The sequence below is a fragment of the Thermosynechococcus sp. Uc genome, assembly GCF_029335995.1.
Lineage (GTDB): Bacteria > Cyanobacteriota > Cyanobacteriia > Thermosynechococcales > Thermosynechococcaceae > Thermosynechococcus.
Window position 1 is genome coordinate 16,373 of record NZ_JARJMS020000037.1, and the last position, 9,254, is coordinate 25,626.

The 9,254-nt window shown below is 53.0% G+C and carries 17 protein-coding genes; all 17 read left to right on the forward strand.

The window, feature by feature from the left end:
- Positions 1-58 precede the first annotated feature (58 nt).
- The 17 genes from rplE to rpsI are packed head-to-tail and all read left to right on the forward strand — an operon-like array spanning position 59 to position 9,252.
- A complete protein-coding gene (gene rplE, locus P3X23_RS04220) occupies positions 59-604 on the forward strand; it encodes a 50S ribosomal protein L5 (protein ID WP_300873454.1) in 546 nt (181 codons plus the stop codon).
- Between the two features lie 29 nt (positions 605-633).
- Positions 634-1,035, forward strand: coding sequence for a 30S ribosomal protein S8 (rpsH, locus tag P3X23_RS04225; RefSeq protein WP_297761590.1), 402 nt, complete (start codon positions 634-636; stop codon positions 1,033-1,035).
- A gap of 18 nt (positions 1,036-1,053) precedes the next feature.
- Positions 1,054-1,617 (forward strand): 50S ribosomal protein L6, encoded by a 564-nt coding sequence (gene rplF / locus P3X23_RS04230; protein ID WP_300873456.1) that lies wholly within the window; start codon positions 1,054-1,056, stop codon positions 1,615-1,617.
- A complete protein-coding gene (gene rplR, locus P3X23_RS04235) occupies positions 1,618-1,980 on the forward strand; it encodes a 50S ribosomal protein L18 (protein WP_300873458.1) in 363 nt (120 codons plus the stop codon). It begins immediately after the preceding gene.
- An 11-nt stretch (positions 1,981-1,991) separates the two neighbouring features.
- A complete protein-coding gene (gene rpsE / locus P3X23_RS04240; protein WP_300873460.1) occupies positions 1,992-2,516 on the forward strand; it encodes a 30S ribosomal protein S5 in 525 nt (174 codons plus the stop codon).
- Between the two features lie 13 nt (positions 2,517-2,529).
- Positions 2,530-2,994, forward strand: a complete 465-nt coding sequence (gene rplO, locus P3X23_RS04245) for a 50S ribosomal protein L15 (RefSeq protein ID WP_300873462.1) — start codon at positions 2,530-2,532, stop codon at positions 2,992-2,994.
- Between the two features lie 12 nt (positions 2,995-3,006).
- Positions 3,007-4,317 (forward strand): preprotein translocase subunit SecY, encoded by a 1,311-nt coding sequence (secY, locus tag P3X23_RS04250; protein ID WP_300873464.1) that lies wholly within the window; start codon positions 3,007-3,009, stop codon positions 4,315-4,317.
- Complete coding sequence (locus tag P3X23_RS04255) at positions 4,317-4,904, forward strand: adenylate kinase (RefSeq protein WP_300873465.1); 588 nt, start codon at positions 4,317-4,319, stop codon at positions 4,902-4,904. The genes secY and P3X23_RS04255 overlap by 1 nt, the downstream gene beginning before the upstream one ends.
- Positions 4,897-5,121 (forward strand): translation initiation factor IF-1, encoded by a 225-nt coding sequence (infA, locus tag P3X23_RS04260; protein ID WP_011055956.1) that lies wholly within the window; start codon positions 4,897-4,899, stop codon positions 5,119-5,121. The genes P3X23_RS04255 and infA overlap by 8 nt, the downstream gene beginning before the upstream one ends.
- Before the next feature lie 60 nt (positions 5,122-5,181).
- Positions 5,182-5,295: a 50S ribosomal protein L36 gene (gene rpmJ, locus P3X23_RS04265; protein WP_011055957.1), complete on the forward strand. Its 114-nt coding sequence runs from the start codon at positions 5,182-5,184 to the stop codon at positions 5,293-5,295.
- A 33-nt stretch (positions 5,296-5,328) separates the two neighbouring features.
- Positions 5,329-5,709, forward strand: coding sequence for a 30S ribosomal protein S13 (gene rpsM, locus P3X23_RS04270; protein WP_011055958.1), 381 nt, complete (start codon positions 5,329-5,331; stop codon positions 5,707-5,709).
- Positions 5,710-5,751: 42 nt separating this feature from the next.
- The gene (gene rpsK / locus P3X23_RS04275; protein WP_011055959.1) at positions 5,752-6,144 is read left to right on the forward strand and encodes a 30S ribosomal protein S11; all 393 of its coding nucleotides are present in this window, start codon (positions 5,752-5,754) and stop codon (positions 6,142-6,144) included.
- Positions 6,145-6,173: 29 nt separating this feature from the next.
- Complete coding sequence (locus P3X23_RS04280; RefSeq protein ID WP_300873468.1) at positions 6,174-7,139, forward strand: DNA-directed RNA polymerase subunit alpha; 966 nt, start codon at positions 6,174-6,176, stop codon at positions 7,137-7,139.
- Positions 7,140-7,161: 22 nt separating this feature from the next.
- Entirely contained in the window at positions 7,162-7,512 is a 351-nt protein-coding gene (gene rplQ / locus P3X23_RS04285) for a 50S ribosomal protein L17 (protein WP_149817882.1), read from the forward strand.
- 6 nt (positions 7,513-7,518) lie between these two features.
- Positions 7,519-8,361, forward strand: a complete 843-nt coding sequence (gene truA / locus P3X23_RS04290) for a tRNA pseudouridine(38-40) synthase TruA (protein WP_300873471.1) — start codon at positions 7,519-7,521, stop codon at positions 8,359-8,361.
- Between the two features lie 16 nt (positions 8,362-8,377).
- A complete protein-coding gene (gene rplM / locus P3X23_RS04295) occupies positions 8,378-8,836 on the forward strand; it encodes a 50S ribosomal protein L13 (protein WP_300873473.1) in 459 nt (152 codons plus the stop codon).
- A 2-nt stretch (positions 8,837-8,838) separates the two neighbouring features.
- Positions 8,839-9,252 carry a 30S ribosomal protein S9 gene (rpsI, locus tag P3X23_RS04300; protein ID WP_149817876.1) on the forward strand — a complete coding sequence of 138 codons (414 nt, stop codon included), beginning with the start codon at positions 8,839-8,841 and terminating at the stop codon, positions 9,250-9,252.
- Positions 9,253-9,254 lie beyond the last annotated feature (2 nt).

Here is a 9,254-nt window from a genome sequence, read left to right on the forward strand (position 1 = left end):
GTCTACCTTGTTTCCCCCTCTCTGACCCAGCCCAGAGAATGCCCCTAGGAGAAGCCCCATGTCCCAACGCCTCAAAGATCACTACAACAAGACTGTTGTGCCGCAGCTCATGCAGCAATTCCAGTACAAAAACATTCACCAAGTGCCCAAGATTGTCAAAATAACCGTCAACCGCGGTCTTGGTGAAGCAGCACAAAATGCTAAGGCTCTAGAAGCCACGCTGGCGGAAATTGCCACAATTACAGGTCAAAAGCCTGTTGTTACCCGCGCTAAGAAGGCGATCGCTGGCTTCAAAATCCGTAAAGGCATGCCCGTGGGGGTTGCAGTGACGCTGCGCTCTGAGCGCATGTATGCCTTTTTGGATCGCTTGATTAACTTGGCACTGCCACGAATTCGTGACTTTCGCGGTGTCAACCCCAAAAGCTTTGATGGCCGGGGCAACTACACCCTAGGCTTGCGCGAGCAACTGATTTTCCCCGAAGTCAACTACGACGACATTGATCAAATTCGCGGCATGGATGTCTCAATCATCACCACTGCCAATACTGATGAAGAAGGACGCGCCCTGCTCAAAGCAATGGGCATGCCGTTCCGTGAGAACTAACGCCGGAGGCAGATTTTTAAGGAGCAACTATGGCAGTAAATGACACGATTGGCGATATGCTAACTCGCATCCGCAACGCAAACCTTGCGCGGCATCAAACCACCACAATTCCGGCCACGCGCATGACCCGCAGTATTGCGCAGGTACTAAAAGCGGAAGGGTTTATTCGCGATTTTGAAGAGCAAGGGGAGGGCGTTAAGCGCCATCTTGTGGTTTCCCTAAAATATCGCGGAAAGCAACGCCAGCCGATTATTACTGCGCTCAAGCGGGTGAGCAAACCCGGTCTGCGCGTCTATGCCAATTCCCGTGAGTTACCCCGGGTGCTCGGTGGCATCGGCATTGCCATTATCTCCACCTCCAGCGGCATCATGACCGACCGCGAGGCACGGAAGCAGGGCATTGGCGGCGAAGTACTCTGTTACGTTTGGTAAGCTCGGAGGAAGTCCCACATGTCTCGTATTGGCAAGCGTCCCATCCCTCTGCCCAAAAATGTCACCCTCACCCTAGAGGGGCAGCAAGTCACAGTCAAAGGCCCTAAAGGTCAACTCAGTCGCGTTTTTCCGCCCGAGGTGAATGTTACCCAAGAGGGCGAAACCATTGTGGTTAAACGCCGTGATGACTCTCGAGCGGCCAAAGAACGCCACGGCCTCTGCCGTACACTGTTGGCCAACATGGTGGAAGGCGTCTCCCAAGGATTTACAAAAAAGCTGGAGATCCAAGGAGTCGGTTACCGTGCCCAACTCCAAGGTAAAACCCTTGTTCTCAGCATGGGCTATAGCCACCCTGTGGAGATTATGCCACCTGAGGGCATTACCCTAGAAATTGAGGACAACCAAGGTAAAAAAGTACAGCAAGGCACGATTGTTCTTGTAAGTGGCATTGATAAAGAACTGGTCGGCAACACCTCTGCCCGGATTCGCGCAGTGCGTCCCCCTGAACCCTACAAGGGCAAGGGTATCCGCTATGTGGGTGAATTCGTGCGTCGTAAAATTGGTAAGACAGGGAAGAAATAGATGAAGCAAACTCGTACTGTGGCTCGCCAAACTCGGCATCAGCGCATTCGCCGCAAAGTCAAAGGTACCAGCGATCGCCCTCGGCTCGCTGTCTTTCGTTCCCATCAGCACATCTATGCTCAAGTGATTGACGACAGCCAACACCATACCCTCGTTGCTGCTTCGAGTGTTGAACCAGAACTGCGACAAAAGCTGGGGGATGGCAGTACCTGTGCCGCCTCCATCGAAGTGGGACGACTCATTGCAGAGCGTGCCAAAGCCGCTGGCATTGAGCGCGTTGTCTTTGATCGTGGTGGTCATCTCTACCATGGTCGTATTAAGGCCTTGGCGGATGCTGCCCGTGAAGCTGGACTAGACTTTTAGAGGATGACCCGATGGCAAATCGTCGTAAAAACCCCCGCAAAGTTGAAAAAGAGACCGACTGGCAAGAGCGGGTCGTCCAGATCCGCCGCGTCTCCAAAGTCGTCAAAGGCGGTAAGAAACTCAGCTTCCGCGCCATTGTTGTCGTCGGCAACGAGCGCGGCCAAGTGGGTGTGGGTGTCGGTAAAGCTGCCGATGTGATTGGTGCTGTGCGCAAAGGGGTGGCCGATGGCAAAAAGCACCTTATTGATGTTCCACTCACCAAATCCAACTCTATTCCCCACCCTACCATTGGCGAAGGGGGCGCTGCCCGCGTTATGATTCGCCCCGCTGCCCCAGGAACGGGGGTTATTGCCGGTGGCTCTGTGCGCACTGTTCTCGAACTGGCAGGGGTACGCAATGTACTCGCCAAACAACTAGGCTCTAACAATCCCCTCAACAATGCCCGCGCCGCCCTCGAGGCCCTTGCGGCGTTGCGCACCTTCCAAGAAGTTGCCGAAGAGCGGGAAATTCCCATCGAAAATCTCTATAGCAAATAGTTAGGAGTTGTCCATGCGGTTTCAGGATCTGCACCCCCAAGCGGGATCGCGGCGACGCAAACGGCGGATTGGTCGGGGCATTGCCGCAGGTCAAGGGGCAAGCGGTGGTTTTGGCATGCGGGGGCAAAAATCCCGTTCCGGTCGCTCCACCCGTCCAGGCTTTGAAGGCGGTCAAAACCCCCTCTATCGTCGTCTCCCCAAACTCAAGCACTTTCCCCTTGTCAACCGGAAGGTTTACACTACGATCAATGTGGATCGTCTCAATACCCTACCCGCCAATAGTGTCGTAACGGTTGAGTCTCTCCTTGAAGCTGGTATTCTCACCACCGCTAAATATCCCCTCAAAGTGTTGGGAAATGGTGAGCTAAACGTCAAGCTAGAGGTTCATGCCGCTGCCTTTAGTGGCAGTGCCCGCAGCAAAATTGAAGCTGCTGGTGGGGTATGTGTAGAGACCTCCGTTGCTGCCGACAGTGAATAGAGGAACCCCAATATGATTGTGAATCGCGGCAAGGCACCCACTGCCCAAGAAACATTTATGCAGATGGCTCAAGCGGCTGGTCTGCGGCGGCGACTCCTGATTACCATTGGGCTACTGATCTTGGTACGGCTTGGGATTTATTTGCCCATTCCGGGGATTGATCGCGCCGTTTTTGCCCAGAGCGTTCAAGATAATGCCGTGATTCGCTTTCTCGACATCTTTTCAGGCGGTGGACTCTCTGCCCTTGGTATTTTTGCCCTCGGTATCTTGCCCTATATTAATGCTTCCATCATCATGCAATTGCTGACTGCCGCTCTGCCCTCCTTGGAGCGGCTACAAAAGGAGGAAGGGGAAGCTGGCCGCCGCAAAATCTCCCAAATTACTCGCTACGTCGCGGTAGGTTGGGCAGTTCTGCAAAGTTTTGGCATTGCCCTTTTTGTCAGTTCAATTCCCGGTGCGGCTTTACATCCCGGAGCATGGTTTGTTATTGAGATTATCCTTGGCCTTACCGCTGGCTCAATGGTGGTCATGTGGATTTCCGAATTGATTACCGAGCGGGGCGTAGGTAACGGCGCTTCGCTTTTGATCTTTTTGAGCATTGTTGCCTACTTGCCTGCCTCAGTGGGGCAGACGATCGCCCTTGCAGAAAGTGGTGGCAACATTGGCGGCATCATTATTCTTGTGGCTGTCTTTTTAGCCATGATTGTGGGTATTGTCTTTGTTCAGGAAGGTACCCGTCGCATTCCCATTGTTTCGGCACGTCGCCAAGTGGGACGCAAACTCTATCGCGAACAAACCAGTTACCTACCTCTGCGCCTAAACCAAGGGGGGGTGATGCCGATTATTTTTGCTTCAGCAGTATTGATTCTTCCTTCGACCTTGGCGCAGTTTACCCGCAATGAACTCATAGCACGATTTGCGAGCTATGTTTCTCCCGCAGGGCCGACACCGTGGCTATACGTGATTTTCTATTTGCTGTTAATTCTATTCTTTAGCTACTTTTACTCCTCCCTGGTGGTTAATCCCGTAGACATGTCCCAAAACCTGAAAAAAATGGGCGCCAGTATTCCGGGAATCCGACCGGGGAAAGCTACTTCGGATTACCTAGAGCGGGTTCTCAACCGCTTGACGTTCCTAGGGGCGATCTTTTTGGGTTTGGTTGCAATTATTCCTACAGCGGTCGAGAGTGCAACCAAAGTAACAACATTCCAAGGGTTAGGAGCAACCTCCCTGCTCATCTTGGTGGGGGTGGCCATTGACACCTCAAAACAAATTCAAACCTATGTGATTTCACAACGCTACGAGGGAATGGTGAAGCAGTAATGCGCTTAGTTTTGTTTGGTGGCCCTGGCTCGGGCAAAGGAACACAGGCAGCAATTCTGACCACACTCTTTGGGATTCCCCATATTTCCACAGGGGATATTCTACGGGCAGAGCGAGCTGCAGCCACCCCCCTTGGTCAACAGGCTCAAAGCTACATGGATCGCGGTGAACTGGTACCGGATCAGGTGATTGTGGAGATGGTGGCCAATCGCTTACAACAACCAGATACGGCTACAGGCTGGCTTTTGGATGGTTTTCCCCGCAATGGGGCACAGGCAGCAGTCTTTGAGGAGATGCTCAAAAACATTCACCAAGACTATGATTACTTGCTCTTTTTGGATGTGCCGGCTGCAATTCTCCAAGAACGCATCCTCAATCGCGCCAAGCAAGCCACCAATGGTCAGCAGCGCTCCGATGATACTCCGGAAACCATTCTCAAACGGGTACAGGTCTATGAGCGGGAAACACGACCAATGATTCAGCGGTACATGAATCATCCCAAGTTTGTGCACATTGATGGAACGCGTACGATCGAAGAAGTGACTGCTGCCATTCAAGCACGTATTGGGGAGGTGAACCGTGTCTAAACAGGATGCCATTGAAATTGAAGGAACAGTGACTGAGTCATTGCCTAACGCCATGTTTCGGGTGGATCTGGACAATGGCTTTAATGTCCTTGCCCACATTTCCGGTAAGATTCGCCGCAACTACATCAAAATTTTGCCGGGCGATCGCGTGAAGGTGGAATTGACCCCCTATGACCTGACAAAGGGGCGAATTACCTATCGCCTGCGCAAAAAATAGTTTGATCTTTGTTGGCCACTCTGGTAAGATATAAAATTTGCGACTACATGAGCAACTGATATGAAGGTAAGAGCATCGGTACGGCGTATTTGTGAAAAATGCCGCGTCATTCGGCGACGTGGTCGGGTTATGGTGATCTGCACCAATCCGAAACACAAGCAGCGCCAAGGGTAACCCACTGTTGTTGCATAGATAGGAACTAGATTCATGGCTCGTATTGCTGGTGTTGATTTACCCCGCGACAAACGCATTGAAATTGCCCTCACCTACATCTATGGCATTGGCTTGACCCGCTCCAAAGAAATTTTGGCAAAAACGGGTGTCAATCCAGATACCCGTACCCGCGATTTAACCGATGCTGATATTGCGGCACTGCGGGCGGCCATTGACGAGTACCAAGTGGAAGGGGATCTGCGCCGCCTCGAGGCCATGAATATCAAGCGGCTCATGGACATTGGTTGCTATCGCGGGCGTCGACATCGTCTTGGATTGCCCGTTCGTGGTCAGCGCACCCGTACCAATGCTCGTACCCGTCGCGGTAGTCGCCGCACTGTGGCTGGCAAGAAAAAACCTGCTGCTAAAAAATAAGCTTTTTCGCTCCTGCTACCTGATTCACGGTTTGGATAGATTATGGCACCCTCTGCAAAACGCTCTGGCCCCCGTAAGCAAAAGCGCAATGTCCCTAGTGGTGTTGCCCACATTCAGTCCACATTTAATAACACGATTGTCTCAATTACCGATCCCAATGGCGAGGTGATTGCTTGGGCCTCCGCTGGCTCTAGTGGTTTCAAAGGTGCTAAAAAAGGCACTCCCTTTGCAGCTCAGACTGCTGCAGATAACGCAGCTCGCCGTGCCATTGATCAGGGAATGCGGCAAATAGAGGTGATGGTGAGTGGTCCTGGCTCCGGTCGGGAGACAGCAATTCGTGCCCTGCAAGCAGCCGGGCTAGAAATTACTCTTATTCGGGATGTGACCCCTATTCCCCACAATGGTTGCCGTCCCCCCAAACGGCGGCGGGTTTAGGTTGATTTGGGTCACTTGGGAGCACAGCTATGGCATATCAAATTGAATGTCTAGAAACACGGGTTGAAGAAGATCAGGGGCAGTACGGCCAATTTGCGCTGCATCCCCTTGCTCTTGGTCAAGGGATTACAGTGGGAAATGCCCTGCGGCGGGTTCTCCTTTCTAACTTACCCGGTAGTGCCGTGACAGCGGTGCGGATTGCTGGGGTAAATCATGAATTTTCGACGATTCCCGGTGTGCGCGAAGATGTCATGGACATTCTGCTGCAAATGAAGCAGTTGGTGATTCGCAGCTACACCTCAGAACCCCAAATGGGTCGGCTTTTTGCCCAAGCCCCTGACAATGAACCCTTGACCGTCACTGCGGGTATGGTACAACTTGGCTCTGAAGTAGAGGTGGTCAACCCCAACCACTACATTGCCACGTTGATGCCGGGGGCTACCTTGGAGATGGAATTCAAGATTGAACACGATCGCGGCTATCGCTCAGTGGAGCGGGTACGGGATGATCGTCTTGCCTTGGATTATCTCCAGTTGGATGCAGTCTTTATGCCTGTGCGACGGGTAAACTATACCGTTGATTCGGTGCGCAGTGCAGGTGCAGAGGGCGATCGCCGGCTTCAAGACTACCTAAAGCTGGAAATTTGGACCAATGGCAGCTTGACTCCCCAAGATGCCCTTAATCAGGCAGCAACGATTCTTGTGGATCTCTTTAGCCCCTTGAAGGAAGTACCTCTGCATACCTCCGAAGCAACCGCCACCGATGAGCAAGATGAAACAGGACAAATTCCCATTGAGCAGTTGAATTTGTCGGTACGTGCCTATAACTGTCTCAAGCGGGCTCAAGTGAATACGGTTGCTGACCTGCTTGAGTATTCCCAAGAAGAACTACTAGAGATCAAAAACTTTGGTCAAAAGTCTGCCGAGGAAGTGATTGAGGCACTGCAAAAACACTTGGGAATTACGCTACCGCCCCAAAAAGCTGCTCGTAACTAAAGAGATTGAATGAGGTTTGTCTATGCGTCACCAACGTCGGGTTCCCCAGCTAGGACTGCCAGCTGATCAACGAAAAGCACTGCTGCGGGCATTGACCACTGAATTGATTCGCCACGGCCGCATTACCACCACTAAAGCGCGGGCAAAGGCTGTACGTGCAGAAGCGGAGCGGATGATCACCTTGGCGAAGGATGGTTCCTTGGCAGCACGGCGGCGTGCCCTTGGTTATCTTTACGATAAGCAACTGGTGCATGCCCTGTTTGCCCAAGCCCCAGAGCGCTATGGCGATCGCCAAGGTGGCTACACGCGCATTATCCGCAGTGTGAGGCGGCGGGGTGACAATGCCGAATTGGCAGTCATTGAATTGGTGTAGCAGGCAATGATGACGGCGATCGCACCTCCTCAGAGCGGCAAACGCTTGGCACTACTCATTCAGTACCAAGGCACCCATTTCCACGGCTGGCAACGGCAGGTGGGGCAACGTACAGTACAGGAGGTCATCGAGCAGGCGATCGCCAGCGTTGTCAAGCATCCCGTCTCTGTTGTTGCAGCGGGTCGCACCGATACAGGGGTTCATGCCGCTGGTCAAGTGGCACACGTCACGGTCAACTCGCCCATCCCCGTTCATCGTTGGCCGGGAATTCTCAATGCGCGTTTGCCCGCCGATGTGGTCATTCGTGCAGCAGCGGTCGTGCCCAGTCACTGGCATGCTCGCTTTTCAGCACTGTGGCGTCGCTATCGCTATACCCTCTATACCGATCCCTGCCCCAATATCTTTCTGCGCCCTTGGACATGGCATTACTACTATGACCCCTTGGATGTGGAAACAATGGCAGCCGTGCTTCAGCCATTGTTGGGGCGGCATCACCTGAGTGCTTTTCACCGGTCTGGCTCCAATCGTGCCCATTCTTGGGTAGAGATACAGGAGGTGAGCTGCCGACGACGCGGTGCCCTTGTGGAAATTGAAGTCCAGGCATCGGGATTTCTCTACGGCATGATGCGCTTGCTGGTGGGGCTGTTGGTGCAGGTGGGACGCGGCCAGCGATCGCCCGCCAGTTTTACGGAAATTTGGCAGCAGGAGCAACGCCACCTCGTCAAGTATGCTGCCCCTCCCACAGGTCTTTGTCTATTAGGGGTGGGCTACCCTGAGTCCCCTTTCCCCCTTACCCTGTGCACCGAAGCGATGCCCCAGTTTGTTACCCCTGAATTGTCCATTGCATAGAATCATGGAGTTTGTGATGAGCAGTACCGTAAAGACACCACTGCCCGCTGTGGATGACCTTGCTCCCCAGTGGTATGTCATTGATGCCGCTGATCAACGGCTGGGTCGGCTAGCCGCAGAAATCGCCCGCATACTTAGGGGCAAAAATAAACCTATTTACACCCCCCATATGGACACCGGTGACTTTGTGATTGTCATCAATGCCGAGAAAGTTACCGTCACCGGCAGAAAACGCTCCCAAAAGCTCTACCGTCGTCACTCCGGACGCCCCGGCGGCATGAAGATCGAAACCTTTGAGCAACTGCAAGCTCGCATTCCAGAGCGGATTATTGAGCACGCTGTCAAAGGGATGCTACCCAAAAATTCCCTTGGCCGCAAGCTCTTTACCAAGTTGAAAGTTTATCCTGGGCCTGAGCATCCCCACCAAGCCCAAAAACCCCAGCCTTTGACCATTAACACAATTCCGGGAGCCTAACAATGCAGATTGCTGATCAGTCTAAGCGGGTAGTTTACTTAGGAACTGGTCGCCGTAAGTCGGCGGTGGCACGGGTACGCCTGATCCCCGGCAGCGGTCAACTGCTGATTAATGGCCGCAATGGGGCTGACTACTTGCAGAACAACCCCACCTATCTCAACTTGGTGAAAGCTCCCCTTGAGACCCTTGGCCTTGAAAGTAGCTATGATATTTATGTCAATGCCACGGGGGGTGGTCTGACGGGGCAAGCAGATGCCATTCGTTTGGGGATTGCCCGTGCTCTGTGTCAACTGGATATCGAAAACCGTAAGCCTTTGAAAACAGAAGGCTACCTCACCCGCGATCCCCGTGCCAAGGAGCGGCGTAAATACGGTTTGCGAAAAGCTCGCAAAGCCCCCCAATACTCAAAGCGCTAAAG

Excerpts from the sequence above, each read along its gene's own strand:
- rplE (WP_300873454.1), top strand. The coding sequence starts at position 59 with ATGTCCCAACGCCTCAAAGATCACTACAACAAGACTGTTGTGCCGCAG.
- rpsH (WP_297761590.1), top strand. The coding sequence starts at position 634 with ATGGCAGTAAATGACACGATTGGCGATATGCTAACTCGCATCCGCAAC.
- rplF (WP_300873456.1), top strand. The coding sequence starts at position 1,054 with ATGTCTCGTATTGGCAAGCGTCCCATCCCTCTGCCCAAAAATGTCACC.
- rplR (WP_300873458.1), top strand. The coding sequence starts at position 1,618 with ATGAAGCAAACTCGTACTGTGGCTCGCCAAACTCGGCATCAGCGCATT.
- rpsE (WP_300873460.1), top strand. The coding sequence starts at position 1,992 with ATGGCAAATCGTCGTAAAAACCCCCGCAAAGTTGAAAAAGAGACCGAC.
- rplO (WP_300873462.1), top strand. The coding sequence starts at position 2,530 with ATGCGGTTTCAGGATCTGCACCCCCAAGCGGGATCGCGGCGACGCAAA.
- secY (WP_300873464.1), top strand. The coding sequence starts at position 3,007 with ATGATTGTGAATCGCGGCAAGGCACCCACTGCCCAAGAAACATTTATG.
- P3X23_RS04255 (WP_300873465.1), top strand. The coding sequence starts at position 4,317 with ATGCGCTTAGTTTTGTTTGGTGGCCCTGGCTCGGGCAAAGGAACACAG.
- rpmJ (WP_011055957.1), top strand. The coding sequence starts at position 5,182 with ATGAAGGTAAGAGCATCGGTACGGCGTATTTGTGAAAAATGCCGCGTC.
- rpsM (WP_011055958.1), top strand. The coding sequence starts at position 5,329 with ATGGCTCGTATTGCTGGTGTTGATTTACCCCGCGACAAACGCATTGAA.
- rpsK (WP_011055959.1), top strand. The coding sequence starts at position 5,752 with ATGGCACCCTCTGCAAAACGCTCTGGCCCCCGTAAGCAAAAGCGCAAT.
- P3X23_RS04280 (WP_300873468.1), top strand. The coding sequence starts at position 6,174 with ATGGCATATCAAATTGAATGTCTAGAAACACGGGTTGAAGAAGATCAG.
- rplQ (WP_149817882.1), top strand. The coding sequence starts at position 7,162 with ATGCGTCACCAACGTCGGGTTCCCCAGCTAGGACTGCCAGCTGATCAA.
- truA (WP_300873471.1), top strand. The coding sequence starts at position 7,519 with ATGATGACGGCGATCGCACCTCCTCAGAGCGGCAAACGCTTGGCACTA.
- rplM (WP_300873473.1), top strand. The coding sequence starts at position 8,378 with ATGAGCAGTACCGTAAAGACACCACTGCCCGCTGTGGATGACCTTGCT.
- rpsI (WP_149817876.1), top strand. The coding sequence starts at position 8,839 with ATGCAGATTGCTGATCAGTCTAAGCGGGTAGTTTACTTAGGAACTGGT.